17 protein-coding genes are annotated in these 20,625 nt (G+C 64.2%); 8 read left to right on the top strand and 9 right to left on the bottom strand.

The window, feature by feature from the left end; all coding sequences use genetic code 11:
- Positions 1-13 precede the first annotated feature (13 nt).
- A complete protein-coding gene (locus SA496_RS25725; protein WP_153919181.1) occupies positions 14-1,405 on the bottom strand; it encodes an aspartate aminotransferase family protein in 1,392 nt (463 codons plus the stop codon).
- Positions 1,406-1,678: 273 nt separating this feature from the next.
- Here SA496_RS25725 and SA496_RS25720 point away from each other — a divergent pair, with 273 nt between their 5' ends.
- On the top strand, positions 1,679-2,341 hold the full coding sequence (locus SA496_RS25720) for a GntR family transcriptional regulator (protein ID WP_120653868.1): 663 nt from the start codon (positions 1,679-1,681) through the stop codon (positions 2,339-2,341).
- Between the two features lie 219 nt (positions 2,342-2,560).
- The gene (locus tag SA496_RS25715) at positions 2,561-4,318 is read left to right on the top strand and encodes a cation:proton antiporter (RefSeq protein WP_153919179.1); all 1,758 of its coding nucleotides are present in this window, start codon (positions 2,561-2,563) and stop codon (positions 4,316-4,318) included.
- A gap of 136 nt (positions 4,319-4,454) precedes the next feature.
- On the opposite strand, the gene SA496_RS25710 is transcribed toward SA496_RS25715, so the two are convergent.
- On the bottom strand, positions 4,455-4,862 hold the full coding sequence (locus SA496_RS25710; protein ID WP_120653870.1) for an SMI1/KNR4 family protein: 408 nt from the start codon (positions 4,860-4,862) through the stop codon (positions 4,455-4,457).
- Positions 4,863-5,004: 142 nt separating this feature from the next.
- On the opposite strand from SA496_RS25710, the gene SA496_RS25705 reads away from it, so the two are divergent.
- Together SA496_RS25705 and SA496_RS25700 are read left to right on the top strand one after the other, a co-directional pair.
- Positions 5,005-5,457 carry a GNAT family N-acetyltransferase gene (locus SA496_RS25705; protein ID WP_120653871.1) on the top strand — a complete coding sequence of 151 codons (453 nt, stop codon included), beginning with the start codon at positions 5,005-5,007 and terminating at the stop codon, positions 5,455-5,457.
- Between the two features lie 135 nt (positions 5,458-5,592).
- Positions 5,593-6,057 carry an aminoacyl-tRNA deacylase gene (locus SA496_RS25700; protein ID WP_120653872.1) on the top strand — a complete coding sequence of 155 codons (465 nt, stop codon included), beginning with the start codon at positions 5,593-5,595 and terminating at the stop codon, positions 6,055-6,057.
- Positions 6,058-6,232: 175 nt separating this feature from the next.
- On the opposite strand, the gene SA496_RS25695 is transcribed toward SA496_RS25700, so the two are convergent.
- The 3 genes from SA496_RS25695 to uvrD all read right to left on the bottom strand — a co-directional run bounded on the left by SA496_RS25695 (position 6,233) and on the right by uvrD (position 10,127).
- On the bottom strand, positions 6,233-7,093 hold the full coding sequence (locus SA496_RS25695) for a Tim44 domain-containing protein (RefSeq protein WP_120653873.1): 861 nt from the start codon (positions 7,091-7,093) through the stop codon (positions 6,233-6,235).
- A 124-nt stretch (positions 7,094-7,217) separates the two neighbouring features.
- Positions 7,218-7,793: a TetR/AcrR family transcriptional regulator gene (locus tag SA496_RS25690; RefSeq protein ID WP_120653874.1), complete on the bottom strand. Its 576-nt coding sequence runs from the start codon at positions 7,791-7,793 to the stop codon at positions 7,218-7,220.
- Between the two features lie 153 nt (positions 7,794-7,946).
- The gene (gene uvrD / locus SA496_RS25685; protein WP_330114677.1) at positions 7,947-10,127 is read right to left on the bottom strand and encodes a DNA helicase II; all 2,181 of its coding nucleotides are present in this window, start codon (positions 10,125-10,127) and stop codon (positions 7,947-7,949) included.
- 216 nt (positions 10,128-10,343) lie between these two features.
- Between uvrD and SA496_RS25680 the strand changes: the two genes are divergently transcribed.
- Positions 10,344-13,214, top strand: a complete 2,871-nt coding sequence (locus tag SA496_RS25680; protein ID WP_120655321.1) for a putative bifunctional diguanylate cyclase/phosphodiesterase — start codon at positions 10,344-10,346, stop codon at positions 13,212-13,214.
- A gap of 40 nt (positions 13,215-13,254) precedes the next feature.
- Here SA496_RS25680 and trhP read toward each other — a convergent pair whose 3' ends face one another.
- Entirely contained in the window at positions 13,255-14,580 is a 1,326-nt protein-coding gene (trhP, locus tag SA496_RS25675) for a prephenate-dependent tRNA uridine(34) hydroxylase TrhP (RefSeq protein WP_153919172.1), read from the bottom strand.
- Between the two features lie 203 nt (positions 14,581-14,783).
- Positions 14,784-16,208, bottom strand: coding sequence for a glucose-6-phosphate dehydrogenase (zwf, locus tag SA496_RS25670; RefSeq protein ID WP_218569251.1), 1,425 nt, complete (start codon positions 16,206-16,208; stop codon positions 14,784-14,786).
- 196 nt (positions 16,209-16,404) lie between these two features.
- Between zwf and hexR the strand changes: the two genes are divergently transcribed.
- The gene (gene hexR / locus SA496_RS25665; RefSeq protein WP_120653878.1) at positions 16,405-17,271 is read left to right on the top strand and encodes a transcriptional regulator HexR; all 867 of its coding nucleotides are present in this window, start codon (positions 16,405-16,407) and stop codon (positions 17,269-17,271) included.
- 46 nt (positions 17,272-17,317) lie between these two features.
- Here the strand turns inward: hexR and SA496_RS25660 are convergent, their stop codons facing one another.
- Positions 17,318-17,692: a thioredoxin family protein gene (locus tag SA496_RS25660; protein ID WP_120653879.1), complete on the bottom strand. Its 375-nt coding sequence runs from the start codon at positions 17,690-17,692 to the stop codon at positions 17,318-17,320.
- 190 nt (positions 17,693-17,882) lie between these two features.
- Between SA496_RS25660 and SA496_RS25655 the strand changes: the two genes are divergently transcribed.
- The gene (locus SA496_RS25655; RefSeq protein ID WP_330114676.1) at positions 17,883-18,104 is read left to right on the top strand and encodes a PA3496 family putative envelope integrity protein; all 222 of its coding nucleotides are present in this window, start codon (positions 17,883-17,885) and stop codon (positions 18,102-18,104) included.
- Here SA496_RS25655 and SA496_RS25650 read toward each other — a convergent pair.
- Positions 18,046-18,993, bottom strand: coding sequence for a LysR family transcriptional regulator (locus SA496_RS25650; RefSeq protein WP_162945907.1), 948 nt, complete (start codon positions 18,991-18,993; stop codon positions 18,046-18,048). The genes SA496_RS25655 and SA496_RS25650 overlap by 59 nt on opposite strands.
- Before the next feature lie 201 nt (positions 18,994-19,194).
- On the opposite strand from SA496_RS25650, the gene SA496_RS25645 reads away from it, so the two are divergent.
- On the top strand, positions 19,195-20,610 hold the full coding sequence (locus SA496_RS25645) for an acetyl-CoA carboxylase biotin carboxylase subunit (RefSeq protein ID WP_120653882.1): 1,416 nt from the start codon (positions 19,195-19,197) through the stop codon (positions 20,608-20,610).
- Positions 20,611-20,625 lie beyond the last annotated feature (15 nt).

Raw genomic sequence — 20,625 nt, 5'->3', positions numbered from 1 at the left:
CGCACCCTGCGGATCATTCGCGGGCGCCGGGGATGGCCAGCAGTTCGCCTATGGCTTCGTCCAGGGTCGCGATGAGCTGGTCCACGTCGGCGGCGGTGGTGGACGGGCAGCACAGCGTCATGTTGTGGAAAGGCGTGATCAGGATGCCGCGGTTGATCAGGTAGAGGTGCAGCGCCATCTGCAGCTCATCGTGGAACGCGGCTTCGGCTTCGGCGCCGGTGCGCGGGGATACCGAGCAGAACTGGAACTCGCTGCGCGCGCCCAGCTCGGTCACCGACCACTTCAGCTCGTGCTTGGCGATCAGGCTGCGGAAGCCATCGGCCAGCCGCTTGGCCAGCGGCAACATGTGGTCATAGGCGGCCTGGGTCATTACCTGTTCGAGGTTGGCGCGCATGCAGTGCATGGCCAGGGCGTTGGCCGAGAGGGTAGTGCCCATGCCGCTATGGCCGTGGCCATGGCTGTCTTCCTGGGCTTTCTTGCGCGAGGCGAGCATCCGCTCTGCCATGTCCGCGCTGCAGCCGAAGATGCCGCAAGGCACACCGCCGGCGATCGGCTTGCCGACCACGAAGAAGTCCGGATCGAGGTTCCACAGCTGGGTGCAGCCGCCGATGTTGGTGGAGATGGTGTGGGTTTCGTCGATGATCAGCAGGCTGCCGTACTTGCGTGTCAGTTCCCGGCACTTCTGCATGAAGCCCGGGTCGGGCAGGACCATGCCGATGTTGGTCATGGCCGGCTCGCAGAGCAGGGCGCAAACGTCGCCCTTCGCCAGCGCGGCTTCCAGTGCCTCGACATCGTTGAAGGGAATGGAGCGGCTGTACTGGGTCAGGTCGTAGGCCTGGCCGACCAGGCCGGAGCGGGGCACGGTTTCGCCATCGCGGTAGCGCACCATCACATCATCCACGGTGCCGTGATAGCAGCCGTCGAACACCAGCAGGGTCTTGCGCTCGGTAATCGCCCGGGCCCAGCGCAGCACGTAGCGGTTGGAGTCGGTGGCGGTGGCGGTCACCTGCCAATAGGGCAGGCCAAAGCGCTGGGCCAGCAGTTCGCCGCAGACCACGGCGTCCTCGCCCGGCAGCATGGTGGTCAGTCCGTTGTTGGCCTGCTCGGCGATGGCCTTGGCGATCGGGTCCGGCGAGTGACCGAACATGGTGCCGGTGTCGCCCAGGCAGAAGTCGATGTATTCGTGGCCGTCGACGTCATAGAAGCGGGCGCCCTTCGCGCGTTCGACGAACAACGGGCAAGGCGTGGACCAGTCGGCCATCCAGTGCATCGGCACGCCGGCATACAGTGACTTGTGCGCGCGTTCGGCGAGGGCGACGGATTTCGGGTTGCGCTCGAGGAAACGGGCGCGCTCGCGGGCGGCGAAGGTTTCCACAGCGGCTTGGCTGATTCCACTAGCAGTCATGTTGAACACCTCGTTCGAATTTCTGCACATCGTGTTTTGTGATCACAATTCTGTCAAGACTTGCTATAAGAAGCCCTGAAATTTAACGTTCAACCATATTTGTGATCACAGGACCGAGCGAAAGACTAGATGGAAAGCGTCCACTGGTCTGGCGACGAACCTTGATCAGCCCCACCAATCCCTCCAAACAGAAGGCGACCAAAACGATGCGTAACTGCAGCCTGACCCTGAACCAACTGCCGGCGCCGCCGGCCATTGCGTGGTGACAAGCCCATGGCCGAGAACCTGCAGGAACTGCTTTACCAACGACTACGCGAGGGCCTGCTGGCAGGCCAGTTCAAACCCGGCGAGCGCCTGAAGATCCGCGATCTCGCCGCTGCCTGGGGCACCAGCCCGATGCCCGTACGCGCCGCCTTGCAGCGCCTGGTGGCTGAAGGCGCCCTCGAGGGCGAGCCACAGCGCTCGGTGCGCGTGCCGCCCATGACCCGGGAACGCTTCAAGCAGATCTTCCAGGTGCGTATGGCACTGGAAGGCATGGCCGTGGAAACGGCCGCCGCGCGATTGACCGCCGAGGAGCTGGAAATCCTGCGGGCCTGCATGGAGCGCATGGATATCGCCATCGAGCAGCGAGATGTGCAGGGCTACCTGACCGATAACAGCCAATTCCATCGGGTTCTTTACGGTGCCTGTGGCAATCCGGTCCTGCTACGTACCATCGAAACCCTCTGGCTGCAGGTCGGACCTTTCTTCAACCGACTGTTCACCGAGGCGGACCTGTCATTACGTCTGAACGACTTCCACGAGGACGCCTTCAAGGCGCTGCTGGAAGGCGACGGCAAGGCCGCGCGTTTTGCCATCGAGCAGGACCTTTCCTACTTCGGCCAATTCCTTCTTAACCTGCTGGAACTGGACTTCGCACAGGCCCGCAGCGGCTGATCCGGTGTTCTGCGGGAGCGGGTCAGCCCTGCTCCCGTAGGATGCTTCAGGCAAGTGTTACGGCATATTGCTCTGACCTGGCGAGACATGTCGCAGTGATAGTCTGCGTGCGTTCCTTGCATCAACTTCCCTAATTCCTACATGGCTCCGCTGGAGCCGAGCGAGTTGCCCGCGCGCGGGATCGCTGTGCCGCGCATTGCAGAAAAGGAGTCGGCCGCCATGCATGCCATTGCTTTCATCCAGGATCTTGCCGTGATCATGCTGGTCGCGGGCATGGTGACCATCCTTTTCCACCGCTTCAAACAGCCAGTGGTGCTGGGCTACATCGTCGCTGGCTTCATCATCGGGCCGCACACGCCGCCCTTCGAGCTGATCCATGACGAGGAAACCATCAAGACCCTCGCCGAGCTCGGGGTGATCTTCCTGATGTTCTGCCTGGGGCTCGAATTCAGCCTCGCCAAGTTGTTCAAGGTCGGTGCCACGGCCTTCATCGCCGCCTTCCTGGAAATCGTGCTGATGATCTGGATCGGCTACGAGATCGGCAGCTATTTCGGCTGGAGCACCATGGACTCGCTGTTCCTCGGCGCGATCCTGGCCATCTCGTCTACCACCATCATCGTCAAGGCGCTCAGCGACCTGAAGTTGAAGAACGAGCGCTTCGCCCAGCTCATCTTCGGGGTGCTGATCGTCGAAGACATCCTGGGTATCGGCATCATCGCGCTGCTTTCAGGTATCGCGGTGAGCGGCTCGGTGGAAACCGGCGACGTGTTCGCCACCGTCGGCAAGCTCAGCCTGTTCATGATCGTCGCGCTGGTCATCGGCATCCTGCTGGTGCCGCGTCTGCTCGCCTACGTGGCGAAGTTCGAGAGCAACGAGATGCTGCTGGTGACCGTGCTCGGCCTGTGCTTCGGCTTCTGCCTGCTGGTGGTGAAGCTCGAATACAGCATGGTGCTGGGCGCCTTCCTGATCGGCGCGATCATGGCCGAGTCGCGCCAGCTGGTGCAGATCGAGCGGCTGATCGAGCCGGTTCGCGACATGTTCAGCGCGATCTTCTTTGTCGCTATCGGCCTGCTGATCGATCCCAAGGTGCTGGTCGAGTACGCCTGGCCCATCGTCGTCATCACCCTGGCGGTGGTGCTGGGCAAGATGATCTCCTGCGGCCTCGGCGCTTTCATCGCCGGCAATGACGGCCGCACCTCGCTACGGGTCGGCATGGGCCTGTCGCAGATCGGTGAGTTCTCTTTCATCATCGCCGCGCTTGGCATCACCTTGCAGGTCACCAGCGACTTCCTCTATCCGGTAGCGGTGGCCGTGTCGGCCATCACCACCCTGCTGACGCCTTACCTCATCCGCGCCGCCGACCCGCTCTCGATCAAGCTGGCCAAGGTGATGCCGCAGCCCCTGGTGCGTGTCTTCGGCCTGTACGGCGAGTGGCTGCGCAGCATTCAGCCTCAAGGTCAGAGTGCGGTGCTGGCGGGGATGATCCGCAAGATCCTGCTGCAGGTAATGGTCAACCTGGCCCTGGTGGTGGCCATCTTCCTTGGCAGCGCCTACTTCGCCGGAGCGCTCGCCGAATACCTGAGCGACTGGGTGACCTCGCCCAATCAGCAGAAGGCGCTGATCTGGGGTGGCGCGCTGCTGCTCTCGCTGCCCTTCCTGATCGCCGCCTACCGCAAGCTCAAGGCGCTTTCCATGCTGCTGGCGGAAATGGGGGTGAGCCCGGACAAGGCCGGGCGCCACACCGAGCGGGTGCGCAAGGTTATCGCCGAAGTGATCCCGCTGCTCTCGCTGCTGGTCATCATGCTGCTGCTGATGGCGCTGTCGGCGAGCATTCTGCCGACGCTGGAGTTGCTGGTGCTTATCGGCCTGCTGGCGGCAGGTGTCAGCGCGCTGCTCTGGCGCTGGTTGATCCGTGTGCACTCACGGATGCAGATTGCCTTGATGGAGACGCTGGAACAGAACCAGAACCACCGCTGACGGGCGGCATCAGCCCGCGCATTCGACGCCGATCGTAGCGTGCGCTGCAGGCGCCGCGTGCGGAGTAGGTGGCTGGTGCGCATGGCGCACCCTACAGACTGAGCCCATCTTCAACGCCGCTGTTCCGACGCGGGAATCAGCTGGCCAGCCAGACGTCCCGTGCCCAGTGCCAGACGGAGTCCCAGCTCTCGTCGGTGAGTTCGCCCTCGTCGCCGTCCCACAGGACGACTTCGCCTTCGCCGTCGACCAGGTAGTAGTTGCGGCCATCCTGGCAGAGGGGCACCAGATCGCGCGGTACGCCCAGGTCCCAGGCGACGGCGGCGACTTCCGGCAGGTAGGTGTGGGATTGCGGGTCGGTGGCGGTCACCGGTTCCAGGCGGCCATAGACCACATCGCTGACCTTGAGCAGGAACTCGCGCAATTCGAAGGGCAGGTTGATCAGCAGCTGCTCCTCGATCTCCACCAGCAACTCCTCGTCAGGAAGCTCCAGGGGAACCGGCACCGGCTCGTTGAGTTCACGCAGCTGTTCGATGACTTCTTCCATGGCAAAAGGCCCTCATGCATTGGGATGCGCTTTATACAGTAGCCGGATGGACGGGAAAATCGCGGGTTCAATGGACGAAGGTTTTCACCAGACAGCACGGCCAGCCCACCTTATCCTCGAATTTTTTGCCAAGGAGCCTGTCATGGCGATCACCTGGACCTGCAAACATCACAGCGAGCTCGATTCCCACGAGGTCTACGCGTTCCTGGCGCTGCGCTGCCAGGTGTTCGTGGTGGAGCAGAAATGCCCCTACCTGGATGTCGATGGCCAGGACCTGGAAGCCGATACCTGCCATGTGATGGCCTGGGAAGACGACAAACTGCTGGCGTACCTGCGCCTGCTGGACCCATCGACCCAGGGCGGCGACGTGGTGATCGGACGCGTGGTGAGCGCCGCCGAAGCACGTGGTCGCGGCCTCGGGCACGGACTGATGGAGCGTGCCCTGATCGAGGCCGGCAAGCGCTGGCCGGGCATGCCGGTGTATCTCTCGGCCCAGGCGCACCTGCAGGGTTACTACGGCCGCTACGGTTTCTCTGCGGTGACCGAGGTTTACCTGGATGACGGCATTCCTCACGTTGGAATGCGCCGCGCATAGGCCCAACACTGCTTTGCAGGGCCGGGCTCAGCACCAACCGCTTTATCCCGGCCGGAATGTGCTGGCTAAACTTTGTGCACCATCCGGCTGCCCCGGGCAGCCGCCAACACCCTGGCTTTCCACAGGAGGTGCATCATGCGAATGGCCGCAACCCTGCAGCGCAGCCTGGAACGTACCCATACCCAGTTCGATCTGGTGCCGCACCCTCACTCGGCCACCAGCCTGGAGTCGGCGCGCGTCGCCAATATTCCCGCCGAGCGTCTGGCCAAGCCGGTGATCCTGGACGATCGCCAAGGCAATTTCCTCATGGCGGTCGTTCCCTCCAGCCGCCACCTGGACATGGGCAAGGTGCGCAAGGACTCGAGGATCTGGCAACTCACCCACGAAGCCGACCTGGCCCGCCTGTTCAAGGACTGCGAACTCGGTGCCGTGCCGGCACTCGGTGAACCCTATGGCATGAACATGCTGGTGGACCCGCAGTTGACGCGGCAGAAGGACATCTACCTGGAGGCCGGCGACCACGAAAACCTGGTGCATATGCGCATGGATGATTACCTGAAACTGGTGCCACATGCGGAAGTCTGCGAGCTCTGCCACTAGGGCCCGTGATTTGCTCGCGAAATCATGAAGAAGGTCCGGGGCGTCAGACCGCCCATTCCGCCGCCCTTCTGGTTCCGCCGCTCCCTCGCGCGGCGGCGTTGGCGCAGAGGTGGCGGTCGCCATCAGTGAAACGAAAAACCCGGGACAAGCCCGGGTTTTTTCATTGCAGAAGCAATCAGTTCTGACGGATGCCCGCCACCAACCAGGGCTGGTTTTCGCCATTTACGCGCTCCATGCGCCAGCTTTCGCTGAACACTTCGCCCTGGTCGAAACGCGAGGACTTGGAGACACCGTTGAAGGTCAGGGTGGCGACGGTCTTGTCGCTCAGCTCATCGATGCCGTCCAGTTGCACCTGGAGGTTGTCGATATAGGTGGACTGGTAGGCATCGCCCAGGCTGGCGCGCTCTTCCTTCAGGAAGCTCAGCATCTGCGGGGTGACGAACTCGGCGATCTTGTCCATCTCGGCCGCGTCCCAGTGCTGTTGCAGGGCCACGAAGTGCTCGCGGCCGGCTTCGATGAAGCGCTGCTCGTTGAACCAGCTCGGCGCGTTGAAGGCAGGCTGAGCCACCGGGGCGGAGCTGCCGAAGATCGACGGCTGCTGTTGCGGCATCTGCGGCATTTCACGCTGGAACGGCGCATGGCCGGCCATGGCGGGGCGGCCCTGCTGCTGGGCGCGCTTGCGGGCGGCCAGGAAGCGGAAGATCAGGAAGGCGATCAGGCCGATGATCAGGAAGTCGAAGATTTGCATGCCGTCGAAGCCGTCACCCATGAACATCGAGGCGAGCAGGCCACCGGCGGCGATGCCGGCCAGCGGGCCAAGCCAGCGGGATGCACCGCTCGCGGCTGCGGCGGGCTTGCCAGCTGCGGCAGGGGCGGTGGCGTTCGGGGCTTGCTGGGCGGGAGCCGCCTGGCGGGTCTGGTGGGTCGGCGCGGAGCCGAAGGACTTGCCGCCACCCATACGCTTGGCGGCGTTGACATCCAGGCTGAGCGTCAGGCCGACGCAAAGGGCCAGGGCAATACTGAGAAATCGGCGCATCAGAGGCTTCTCTTGGTTATGAATCTACGCGCGCCATGCTGCACAGTCAGTCGCGCGATAGCTAGGGGCAGAGTGTTTCGGGATTTTGTCGTACAGCTCTGTCGGCCTTTTCCGGGCATGCCGTTCATCTGCGCAGTAGGAACACCAGTGGGCCGCAGCGCAACTGACGGCGTAGCAGGGCGCGCAAATCTGCTTCGTCTTCCAGCGGATGGCGCAGCCAGTGGACGAAGGTGCGCAGGTAGGCTCCGGTGAGCAGGCTTTCCTCGGCGATGCGGCACAGGTGCAGGGTTTCCCGCTGCGCCGCCTCGCGCCACCACTGCACGGTACGGCTGACGCGTAACAGTCCCAGCACTTGCAGGTGGATATGCCCGGGCTCGAGCTTGTAGAGCAGCATCTGCGCGGTCACCGCGCGGTGCGGCGCCAGCGCGCCAAGCCAGGCCATCAGCAGTTCCTCCAGGCGCCTCTCCGCGCCCAGGGCCGCCAGGTCGCCGCCTTTGCTGCGCTCCAGCAGAGCCAGGTCGGCGCGGTCGAACCAGGCCTCTACCAGGTCATCCTTCTGTCGATAATGCTTGGCGATGGCGTCGAGGCTGACGCCGAGTTCATTGGCTACCTCGAACAGGTGCAACCGTTCCCAACCACTGGTATCGGCCAGGTTCAGGGCGCAATCGAGAATCTGCTGGGCGCTGGGTGAGCGGGGCATGGACGTTCCTCCGCCACTCAGTATGGCCAAGCGCGCGGCGGCGGCAGAGGCATCGGACGGGCGGAGAGTCCGTGGAGCTTCAAAACCGGTTGGAGCGAATTCATTCGCGAATGAATTCGCTCCAACAGAACAGGCGGCGGAAGAGCGTCCCGGTCAGAGCGGCTGCAGCTTGGCGTACGCCAGCATCAGCCACTTGCTGCCTTCGCTCTCGAACTTCACCTGCACCCGGGCCTGGGCGCCGGCGCCTTCGAAGTTGAGGATGGTGCCCTCGCCGAACAGCGCATGCTGCACTCGCTGGCCCAGGGAGAAGGGCGTTTCCGGCACGGCGGCACCGTCGAAGATGGAGCCGTGGCGGCTACCGCTCCCCATGGGACGGCTGATGCTGTTGTTCAGGCGCACTTCACGAATCAGCTGCGGCGGCACTTCGCGGACGAAGCGCGAGACCTTGTTGTAGGTCTCGCTGCCGTAGAGCCTGCGGGTTTCGGCGTAGGTCAGGACCAGGCGCTGCATGGCACGGGTGACGCCGACATAGGCCAGACGGCGCTCTTCTTCCAGGCGGGTCGGGTCTTCCATGCTCATCTTGTGCGGGAACAGGCCTTCTTCCATGCCCACCAGGAATACCAGGGGGAACTCCAGACCCTTGGCGCTGTGCAGGGTCATCAGCTGTACGCTGTCCTCGAAAGCGTCGGCCTGGGTTTCCCCGGCCTCCAGCGAGGCGTGGCTGAGGAAGGCCTGCAGCGGCGTGAGGTCGTCCTCGGGCTCTTCGTTCTCGAAGGCGCGGGCGGCGCTGACCAGCTCTTCCAGGTTTTCCACCCGGGCCTGGCCCTTCTCGCCCTTCTCGTCCTTGTGGTACGCCACCAGGCCACTCTGCTCGATGACCGTCTGGGTCATCAGGTGCAGGGGCATCTCCAGGCACTTCGCGGTCAGGTTCTCGATCAGCTCCATGAAGGCCGCCAGGGCGCTGGAGGCGCGACCGGCCAGGGCCTTGTTGGCGATCATCAGGCGCATCGCTTCCCACATCGAGACTTCGTTGACGCGGGAGAACTCGCGGATGCTCTCCACGGTTTTCTCACCGATACCGCGTGGCGGCACGTTGATTACCCGCTCCAGCGCCGCATCATTGCCACGACCGTCGAGCAGGCGCAGGTAAGCCATGGCGTTCTTGATCTCGGCGCGCTCGAAGAAGCGCTGGCCGCCATAGATGCGGTAGGGAATCTTCTCCCGCAGGAGGGCCTCTTCCAGCACCCGCGACTGGGCGTTGGAGCGATAGAGGATGGCGATTTCGCTGCGGGCCATGCCGTCTTTCAAGGCGCTCTCGATGCTCTCCACCACGTAGCGGGCTTCGTCGTGCTCGTTGAACGCGGCATACAGGCCAATGGGTTCGCCGTCTTCGCCCTCGGTCCAGAGCTCCTTGCCCAGGCGCCCTTGATTGTTGGCGATGAGGGCGTTGGCGGCCTTGAGGATGCCTGCGGTGGAGCGGTAATTCTGCTCCAGGCGAATCACCTCGGTATCCGGGAAGTCGCTGGAGAACTGCTGGATGTTCTCGATCCGCGCACCGCGCCAGCCATAGATCGACTGGTCGTCGTCGCCCACCACCATCAGGCTCTGGCCACCCTTGGCAAGCAGGCGAAGCCAGGCGTACTGCACGGCGTTGGTGTCCTGGAATTCGTCCACCAGCACATGGCGGAAGCGTCGCTGGTAGTGCTCCAGCAGGCTCGGACGGTCGCGCCAGAGGTCAAGGGCGCGCAGCAGTAGTTCGGAGAAGTCGATTACCCCGGTGCGCGCACAGGCGGCTTCGTAGGCTTCGTAGATCTTCAGCATGGTGCCGAGGAACAGGTCGCCGCCGGCCTGGATGTGCTGCGGACGGATGCCCTCGTCCTTCTGTCCGTTGATGAACCACTGTGCCTGACGTGCCGGCCAGCGCTGCTCGTCGAGGCCGAGGTCGCGAATCACCCGCTTGACCAACCGCTGCTGGTCGTCGCTATCGAGGATCTGGAAGTTCTCGGTCAGGCCCGCTTCCTGCCAGTGGGCGCGCAACAGGCGGTGCGCCAGACCGTGGAAGGTGCCGACCCACATGCCTGCCGGGTTGATCCCCAGCAGTTGCTCGATGCGCTGGCGCATTTCGGCCGCGGCCTTGTTGGTGAAGGTCACCGACAGGATCGAGTGCGGCGAGGCCTGCTCCACCTGGATCAGCCAGGCGATGCGGTGCACCAGCACGCGAGTCTTGCCGGAACCGGCGCCGGCAAGCACCAGTTGACGCCCCAGCGAGGCCGCTACGGCCTGGCGTTGAGCGTCGTTGAGGGAGTTCAGGAGGACGGAGAGATCATCATGCATCGCGGCATTCTATTGGCGCGGCTGGGGGAGGGCAAACCGATGACCGGATGGTCAGCCGGATGGTCGCCGATCCGTGCGGCCGAGACCCTCCGAAAGTTGGGGGACGCTCATCCGGAACCTCGCACATAAAGCTATTGCAGCGACTCACCGCTCGGGTAAGCTCCGGGCTCGCTTAGGCAGACCACTACAAAAAAAGCGCCTATGACCGCCAATTCAATGCCCGCCGACCAGGCGTCTTTCCTGGTCGACAGCCGTGAGATCCGCCAGCAGTTCGCGACCGACATTGCGGCCGAGCGAACGCGCCTCCTTTATCAGGGCTCACAGGTCCCGACCCTGTTCATGCTGCTCAACGGCCTCGCCTGCGCCTACCTGCTCTGGGGGACCGGCAACGGCCTGCTGCTTGGCGGCTGGCTGGTCTGGCTCGTCCTGCTGGCCGTCCTGCGCCTGACCCAGGTGGCCGCCTTCAACAAGACACTGCCGTCGAAACAGGCCTGCCCGCGCTGGCGCCACGCCTTTCTGCTGGGGGCCGGCGCTTCCGGGCTGACCCTGGCTTTCGCCGCCGTGGCGCTGGTGCCGCCGGATGCATTCCTGACCCAGGCGCTGGTCTACGGGCTGATCGCCGCCGCGATACTCTCCGCCAGCGTCGCCTATGCGGTGAGTCTCTCGGCTTTCCTTACCTTCGCCCTGCCTTGTCTGCTGCCTTCCATTGCCTGGCTGCTGCTGGGGGATACCCCCCTGCTGCGCGGCTGGGGCGTGCTGGGCGTGATACTTGCCGCGTCGCTCATGGTGGTGGCCTGGCAGATCAACCGGCTGGTGCAGCGCAGCCTCCTGCAGCGGTTCCAGAACCAGGCATTGATCTGCCATCTCGAAGAAGCCAAGGCCCGCGCCGAGGGCCTCAACGGCGAGTTGGCTCGTGAAGTGGAGCAGCGCCGCCGTGCCGAGCGCGAACTGCGCCGTGCCCACGGTGAGCTGGAGATGCGCGTGGCCCAGCGTACGCTGGAACTGGCCGATGCCAGCCATGCTCTGGTCAAGAGCGAGGCACGCCTGGCCCTGGCCCTGGAAGCCAGCGAACTCGGCCTGTGGGACTGGAACCTGGAGACCGACGAAGTTCATCACACGCAGCTAAAGGCCATCTTCGGCATCGACGCGGAGGACGTGACCCGCGTGCTGAGCGACCTGAAGCCGCGCCTGCACCCGGACGACCTGCCGCTGCTACGCCGGACCCTGGTGGAGCATATGAAGGGCCGAACGGATGGTTACGCCATCGACTACCGGGTGCGCCACAACGATGGCCACTGGGTCTGGGTGGAAGACCGCGGCCGCGTGGTGGAGCGCGATGGAACCGGCAAGGTGCTGCGCATGCTGGGCACCCGCCGCGACATCACCGCGCGCAAGCACCAGGACGAGGAACAGCGCCTGGCGGCCACGGTGTTCGAGGCTGCCAGCGAGGGCATCGTCATCCTTGATCCCGACTATCGGGTGATCCAGACCAATGAAGCTTTCAGCCAGGTCACCGGCTATCGCCAGGACGAAGTGATCGGGCGCAGCGTCGCAACCCTCATAGGCAACCGCGAAGCCCGCCGCCGCTACTACCTGATCCGCGAAGAGCTGGAGCAAAGCGGCAGCTGGCAGGGCGAGCTGATGGACACGCGCAAGAGCGGTGAACTCTATCCGCAATGGCTGCAGCTCAACGTGGTGCGCGACTCGCGGGGCAACGTCAGCCACATCGTCGGCTTCTTCGCCGATCTCACCTCCCGGCGGGAGGCCGAGGAGCGCCTGCGCTACCTGTCCAACTACGACGAACTCACCGGGTTGGCCAACCGCACCCTGTTCAAGGACCGCCTGCACGAGGCCAGCCAGCGCGCGCGGCAGAGTGGTCGCAGCCTGGCCTTGTTGCACATCGACCTGGATCGCTTCAAGGTGCTCAACGACAGCCTCGGCCATGAAGTGGCCGACCAGCTGCTGCGTCAGGTCAGCCGTCGGCTGACCCAGGCGGTGCCGGAAGCCGACACCATCGCGCGCCTGTCTGGTGACGAATTCGCGGTGATCCTCGACGCCTATGGCAGCCTTTCCAGCCTGGCGCGCCAGGCCAGTCGCCTACTCGGCAAGCTGCGCATGCCGATTACCGTGGGGGGCCACGAGCTGGTCATCAGCGGTTCGCTGGGCATCAGCCTGCTACCGGACAACGCCCGCGACATTTCCGCCCTGATCAGCCAGGCCAACATGGCCATGCAACATGCCAAACACCTGGGCGGCAACACCTTCCAGTTCTTCACCGACAACCTCCAGGCCTGCACCCTGGAGCGCCTGCAACTGGAGAACCAGCTGCGCAAGGCCATCGAGGAAGGCCAGCTGGAAGTCTTCTACCAGCCCAAGCTGGGCCTGGCCGACAACAGTCTGAATGCCGCCGAGGCGCTGGTGCGCTGGCGTCATCCGCAGCAGGGGCTGATCCCACCGGGGGACTTCATCGGCCTGGCCGAGGAGACCGGGCTGATCGCGCCCATCGGAGAGTTCGTATTGCGCCAGGCCTGCCAGCAGGCCCGTGAGTGGCAGCGACAGGGGCTGGCCGACATCCGCGTTTCGGTAAACCTGTCGATGCACCAGCTGCGCCAGGGCAACCTCGTCAGCCTGGTGCGCCAGGTGCTGGAGGAAACTGGCCTGCAGGCCCGCCTGCTGGAGTTGGAGCTGACCGAGAGCCACCTGCTGGAAAACGTCGAGAACGTCATCGCCACCTTCCACCAGCTACGGCAGCTCGGCGTAAAACTGGCCATCGACGATTTCGGCACCGGCTATTCATCCCTGAGTTATCTCAAGCGCTTCCCGGTGGACTACGTGAAGATCGACCAGACCTTCATTCGCGACCTCTCCGCCGGCAGCGAGGACGCGGCCATCACCCGCGCAATCATCGCCATGGCCCACAGCCTGGAGCTGAAGGTGGTGGCCGAGGGCGTGGAAACCCAGGAACAGCTGAACTTCCTGCGCAGCCAGCGTTGCGACGAGATCCAGGGCTACCTGATCAGCCCGCCGGTGGAAGTGCCTCAGTTCGTGCGGCTGCTCAGGGAGCAGGCAACGGCGCTCTGGCACTGACGCGGTCCGTAGCGGTGCGCGCGGCGTCCCCCATCCGGCCTCAGGCGCTTGCAGCGGTGCGGCTGTTGCCGGTGCTGAACCAGCGCATCAGCAGCGCATTTTCCAGTGGCAGGTCTTCCGGCAGCGGCAGGTAAAGGGTGTGGCCGTCGCCTGGGGCCACTGTCTTGCGCTCGCCGAAGCGGTTTTCCAGGGCTTCCAGCTTGAAATCCACATTGCCTCGCGGCGTCATGAGTTGCAGGCGGTCGCCTACTGCGAAATGGTTCTTCACGCGCACTTCCGCGAGCCCGTGACGCACCACCCCGGTCAGCTCCCCGACGAACTGCTGGCGCTCGGCAAGGGAGTAGCCGTGCTCATAGTTCTGGTACTCGTCATGCACGTGGCGGCGCAGGAAGCCTTCGGTGTAGCCGCGGTTGGCCAGTGATTCGAGGTCGTCCATCAGGGTGAGGTCGAAGGGGCGCCCGGCACAGGCGTCGTCGATGGCCTTGCGGTAGGCCTGGGCGGTGCGCGCCACATAGAAGTGCGATTTGGTGCGGCCCTCGATTTTCAGCGAATGCACGCCCAGCTGCAGCAACCGCTCCACGTGGTGCACGGCGCGCAGATCCTTGGAGTTCATGATGTAGGTGCCGTGCTCGTCTTCCCAGGCGGACATCAGCTCGCCTGGACGGTTGGCCTCTTCCAGCAGGACCAACTGCTCGCTCGGCGCGCCGCAACCAAGCGTTGGCACCAGTTGGCCCAGCTCATCCTCCTGCGCGGGCTTGGCGCCGTACTGCCATCGGCAGGCGTTAGTGCAGGTGCCCTGGTTGGGATCGCGGTGATTGAGGTAGCCCGACAGCAGGCAGCGGCCGGAATAAGCCATGCACAAGGCGCCGTGGACAAAGACTTCCAGCTCCATGCCTGGCACCTGCTGGCGGATTTCGCCGATTTCCTCCAGGGACAGCTCCCGCGACAGGATCACCCGGCTGAGCCCCTGCTGCTGCCAGAATTTCACACTGGCCCAGTTCACCGCGTTAGCCTGCACCGAGAGGTGGATGGGCATCTGCGGGAAGTGCTCGCGCACCAGCATGATCAGGCCGGGATCGGACATGATCAGCGCATCCGGCCCCATGGCGATGACCGGCTCCAGGTCCTTGAGGAAAGTGCGCAGCTTGGCGTTGTGCGGGGCGATGTTCACCACCACGTAGAAACGCTTGCCGGCGGCATGTGCTTCGGTGATGCCAAGAGCCAGGTTGGCGTGGTCGAACTCGTTGTTGCGTACCCGCAGGCTATAGCGCGGCTGGCCGGCGTAGACGGCGTCGGCGCCGTAGGCGAAGGCGAAGCGCATGGCCTTGAGGGTACCGGCGGGGGAAAGCAGTTCGGGACGGTGCATGGCGCGGCTCGCGGAGGAGGGCAAAAGACGCGCGATTCTAGGGATAGGGCGAGAGGGCTTTATTGCTCTGGAGCAATGGGTAACGCCAGGTGTCGCGCTTGCGAGGGCGGAGGTCGTTTTCGGTAGGGTGCGCTGTGCGCACCGGAGAGCTTGCACGGGAATCTCCGGTGCGCACAGCGCACGCACCTTATGGAAGGTCGCGTTCAGTCGTGCCAGGCGCGCTGGTGCAACTCCAGCAGGCTGTGGGCCTGTTCCGGTCCGGTGGAACCTGCAGGGTAGGGGCGCGGGCTCTGGTAGTACTCGTGCCAGCCTTCGAGGATCGGGTTGATCCAGCGCCAGGCGGCTTCGACTTCGTCGCGGCGCATGAACAGCGTCGAATCACCTTCGATCACGTCCAGCAGCAGGCGCTCGTAGGCGTCCCAGCGGCGCTGGTGGCTGAAGGCCTTGGCCAGGTTCAGGTCCAGCTCCACCGGTTCCAGGTTCATGCCTTTGCCCGGCGTCTTGGCCATCAGTTGCAGACTGATGCGTTCCTCCGGCTGCAGGCGGATCAGCAGGCGATTGGCCTCGCCATCGGCGAACAGGCGGTGAGGCACCGGCTTGAACTGGATGACGATTTCCGAGTATTTGCGCGCCAGGCGCTTGCCGGTGCGCAGGTAGAAGGGCACGCCGGCCCATCGCCAGTTGTCGATCTCCACCTGCACGGCGACGAAGGTCTCGGTGTCACTGTCGTTGTCGACGTTCTTCTCGAAGTAGTAGGCCGGCACTTCCTGGCCACCGATCTTCCCGGCGCTGTACTGGCCGCGCACGGTCTTGTCGCGTACGTCCTGCCCAGAGATGGGTTTCAGTGCTTCGAGGATTTTCACCTTCTCGTTGCGCACAGCCTCGGCGTCGAAGCGTACTGGAGCTTCCATGGCCACCAGGCAGAGCAGCTGCAGCAGGTGGTTCTGCACCATGTCGCGCATGGCCCCGGAGCGGTCGTAGTAGGCACCGCGGTTCTCCACGCCGAGCGTCTCGCAGACGCTGATCTGTACATGGTCGACGTGCCCGGCACGCCAGATCGGCTCGAACAGGCCGTTGGCGAAGCGCAGCGCCATGAGGTTCTGCACGGTTTCCTTGCCCAGGTAGTGGTCGATGCGGAACACCTGGGATTCATCGAACACCTTGCCGATGGCGGCATTGATCGCCTGGGCCGACTCCAGCGAATGGCCGATCGGCTTTTCCAGCACGATGCGTGACTTCGGGGTGGCCAGCCGGGCAATCGACAGGTGCGCGGCGATATCTTCGAACAGGTCGGGCGCGGTGGCCAGGTAGTAGACCCGCCCACAGCCGGGGTCGGGCCCGAGGTAGCGGGCCAGGCGACCGAAATCGGCGCTCTGGGAAACGTCCATGGCGAAGTAGTCCAAGCGCTCGGCAAAGCTGCTCCAGCCCTCGGCGGTAAAGTCCGCGCGAGCCACCTGGGCCCGGCAGCGGCGCTCGGCGAGGGCGCGGTAGCCGTCACGATCGAGGGTGTTGCGGGCCAGGGCGAGGATCCGCATCTGCGGATGCAGGCGCCCTTCGCGATGCAGGTGATAGAGGGCCGGAAGCAGCTTGTGTAGGGCGAGATCGCCGGTGCCGCCGAAGACGAGCATGTCGCAGGAGCTGGTCAAGGATGCGCTCTCCCTTCCTTGCACGCGGAGAAATAGTGGTTCAACTGGGCGGAAAAGCGGTTCATGTAGTATAACTACAAGGCCACTACAGCCTGATTCCGCCGATCATAACCGAGTCGCGCGTCGTTGCATGACTGAAGAAAGCGGCGAAACCCCCATTCCAGACAGAGCCTGCCCTGTGAACCTGCTGCAACATATCGCCCAGTCGCGTCATCTGCTACGCAAGTCGGAACTGAAAGTCGCCGACCACGTCCTGCTCGATCCCGCTGCGGTCATGCACAGCTCCATGGCCGACCTGGCCCAGGGCGTCGGGGTCAGTGAGCCAACCATCGTGCGCTTCTGCCGCGCCATCGGTTGCGGTGGCTTCCAGGACCTCAAGCTGAAACTGGCGCAGAGCCTGGCCGCCGGTGCCAGCTTCGGCCAGTTCGCGATCCACGAGGACGACTCGGTCGCGGACTTCAGCCTGAAGATCTTCGACACCACCCTGCACACCCTGATAGAAGTCCGTGAGAAGCTCGACCCGGAAGCGCTGCAGCGTGCCATTGGCGCCTGTGCCCAGGCCCAGCGCGTGGAGTTCTACGGTTTCGGCGCATCCGGCGCGGTGGCGGCCGACGCCCAACACAAGTTCTTCCGCCTGCTGCTGACCGCGGCGGCCTATTCCGACCCGCACATGCAGGCGATGTCGGCGGTCACCCTGAAGCCTTCGGATGTGGCCATCTGCATTTCCCAGTCGGGCCGTTCCAAGGACCTGCTGATCACCGCCAACCTGGTGCGTGAAGCCGGCGCCACCCTCATCACCCTGTGCCCGAGCCAGACCCCGCTGGCCGACCTGGCCACGGTAAACCTCGCCATCGACGTGCAGGAAGACACCGAGATCTACACCCCGCTGACCTCGCGCATCGCCCACCTGGTGGTGATCGACGTGTTGGCCATGGGCGTCGCCATGGCCCGTGGTCCGACCCTGGTCAACCACCTCAAGAGCGTGAAGCGCAGTCTGCGCAGCCTGCGCCTCTCACCCAAGTCGGTGAAGAGCGCCGAGGACTGAGTCGGCGCCTGATCGAGCGAGACGTCGGCTTCCGGCGCGCAGACGATCAGGCCAGCCCCTGCCTCACCAGCAACCGCTCTATCGCCTCGATGAATGGCCCACTGCCTGGCCAACTGGTAATCCGCCCCAACGGTCGACCGTGGTAGAGGGCTATGAACGTGGGCACCCCGTGCAACCCGAAGCGCAGTGCCAGCGCCGGGTCTTCGTCCACTTCGTCATGCAACCAGCGCACCTGGGGCCACTGGCAGCGCTCCTGGATGCGCAGCAAGTCGTGCTTGGCCACGTCGCAGAGAGGGCAGTCGTCCTGCCACAGGTAGAGCAGCACCAGTCGTTGGCGTTCGCTGGCCAGTACGTCATCGAGAATGCTGGCGCGCACCCGTTGGATCGGAAAGCGTTGGAAGAATTCGACGGCATTGCTCATGGCGTCCTCCAGCGGCGTCGCCCCGTAATTGCTGAGCAAAGTCGCGCGGTGACGGTCTGTCCAGCTATCGCGCCGATAGCCTGAAACCTTCGTTTCACCACAGATTCACCGAGCCTTCGTGAAAGCGTCACAGGCGCGGACGATCCTGCGCCTGTCAGCCTGCTTCCTAACCCACCCAGGGAGAGATGCCATGCAACGCTTTCACGATGATTCAGCCCATCTGGACAGCAAGACCCGGCGCAAACTGGAGGACCAGCGGCGTATGCAGTATCGCCGCGCGATTGAAGACCGCGCCGAACAGCGTCGCCTGCAGATGGAGTGTTCGGACTACCCCTACCCCGAACTGATCGCCGCTAATTACCTGTTGTCGTCAAAGGCAGTGCGCCGGAAAAGCGGTGCGAAAGTGCGCTGATCTGTGCGCGTTCTTCGCGGATAAAGGCCAGAAACGCCTGGGCGACCGGCGATAGCCGCTTGCCCTTGGCATGCACTGCGCACCAGCTGCGATACAGTGGCAGTTCCTCCACTGGCAGCTCCCGCAGCAACCCGGTCGCCAGCTCCAGGCTCACCGCATGGCGCGGGATCAGGGCGATGCCAAGATCGGCCACCACGCATTCCTTCTGCGCATCCAGCGAGGCCACTTCCATGGTCTGCGCGAAGTGCGCGCGCTTCTGCTGGAAGTACTCCTCGCAGGCCTTGCGGGTGCCCGAGCCGGCCTCGCGGACCAGCAGCGTGTAGGGCTCCAGGTCCTTCAGGGTCAGTTTCGCGACGTTGGACAGCGGGTGGCTGGGCGGCGCCACCGCGACTATCGGGTTGTTCAGGAAGGGGAGGAACTCCAGGGCCATGTCCTGGGGCACCAGGGACATGATCACCAGGTCGTCACGGTTGTCCGAGAGACGTTTGATCACCTGCGCGCGATTGGTCACCACCAGGTGCAGGCTGACGTCCGGATGCTGCTCGCGGAAGGCCGCGAACAGGTGCGGCGCGAAGTACTTGGCGCTCGATTCCACTGCCAGGTTGAGCTGGCCCTGCAGTGAGCCCTGCAGGTCCGACAGCTGCATGTCGAGACTGGCCAGGCGCTGGAAGATATCGCTGCTGGCGCGCATCAACGCCTCTGCAGCATCGGTCACGTAGAGCTTCTTGCCGACGTACTCGAACAGCGGCTGGCCCACCAACTCCTCGAGCTGGCGGATCTGCAGGCTGACGGCCGGCTGGGTCAGCGCCATCTCCTCGGCCGCCCGGCTGTAGGAGCGGCTTTCGAACACCGCACGGAATACCTGGAGCTGGCGCAGCGTCATACGCAGCAGGGTCTTGCGCATCGATTTTGGCCTCGAGGGGTGGGCAGGGTTGCTGACTATAAGCTCAACCTAATGGATACCCCAATAATTATTGATTGGGGTTATTCCCATCTGCGGCGTAGGGTAATGACGCGACCGCTACACGACCTGCGGTCATCCAACGACCGGCCCAGCCGTTCGCCTGTTCACTTGGTCGAGGGACAACTCGTGATCAAGAAAATCCTGATCGCCAACCGCGGTGAGATTGCCGTCCGCATCGTGCGCGCTTGCGCCGAGATGGGCATCCGCTCGGTGGCCATCTACTCTGATGCCGACCGGCACGCCCTGCACGTGAAGCGTGCCGACGAAGCCCACAGCATTGGTGACGACCCGCTGGCCGGGTACCTGAACCCGCGCAAACTGGTGAACCTGGCGGTCGAGACCGGCTGCGACGCCCTGCACCCGGGCTACGGTTTCCTCTCTGAAAACGCCGAGCTGGCGGACATCTGCGCCGAGCGCGGGATCAAGTTCATCGGCCCGAGCGCCGAAGTGATCCGTCGCATGGGTGACAAGACCGAAGCCCGCCGCAGCATGATCAAGGCTGGCGTGCCGGTCACCCCCGGCACCGAAGGCAACGTCGCCGACCTCGCCGAAGCGCTGCGTGAAGCCGAGCGCATTGGCTACCCGGTGATGCTGAAGGCCACCTCCGGTGGTGGCGGTCGCGGCATTCGTCGCTGCAACAGCCGCGAGGAACTGGAACAGGCCTACCCGCGGGTGATTTCCGAAGCCACCAAGGCCTTCGGTTCGGCGGAAGTCTTCCTCGAGAAGTGCATCGTCAATCCCAAGCACATCGAAGCGCAGATCCTCGCCGACTCCTTCGGCAACACCGTGCACCTGTTCGAGCGCGACTGCTCGATCCAGCGTCGCAACCAGAAGCTCATCGAAATCGCCCCGAGCCCGCAGCTCACTCCCGAGCAGCGTGCCTACATCGGCGACCTCGCAGTGCGTGCGGCCAAGGCCGTGGGCTACGAGAACGCCGGTACCGTGGAGTTCCTGCTCGCCGAGGGCGAGGTGTACTTCATGGAGATGAACACCCGCGTGCAGGTGGAACACACCATCACCGAGGAAATCACCGGTATCGACATCGTCCGCGAGCAGATCCGCGTCGCCTCCGGGCTGGAACTGTCGGTCAAGCAGGACGACATCATCCATCGTGGCTTCGCCCTGCAGTTCCGTATCAACGCCGAGGACCCGAAGAACAACTTCCTGCCGTCCTTCGGCAAGATCACCCGTTACTACGCTCCCGGCGGTCCCGGTGTGCGTACCGACACCGCGATCTACACCGGCTACACCATTCCGCCGTACTACGACTCCATGTGCCTGAAGCTGATCGTCTGGGCACTGACCTGGGAAGAAGCCCTGGACCGCGGCCTGCGCGCCCTCGATGACATGCGCGTGCAGGGTGTGCGGACCACCGCGCCGTACTACCAGGAAATCCTGCGCAATCCCGAGTTCCGCAGCGCCGAGTTCAACACCAGTTTCGTCGAGAGCCATCCGGAGCTGACCCAGTACTCGATCAAGCGCAACCCGTCGCACCTGGCCATCGCCATCGCCACCGCCATCGCCGCCCACGCCGGCCTGTAGGGGAAGGATTCAGAA

The sequence above is a fragment of the Pseudomonas sp. JS3066 genome (assembly GCF_036328175.1).
In the GTDB taxonomy this organism is placed as follows: domain Bacteria; phylum Pseudomonadota; class Gammaproteobacteria; order Pseudomonadales; family Pseudomonadaceae; genus Metapseudomonas.
The sequence above is the reverse complement of the archived record's forward strand: the minus strand, read 5'-3'. Positions and strand labels throughout refer to the sequence as shown.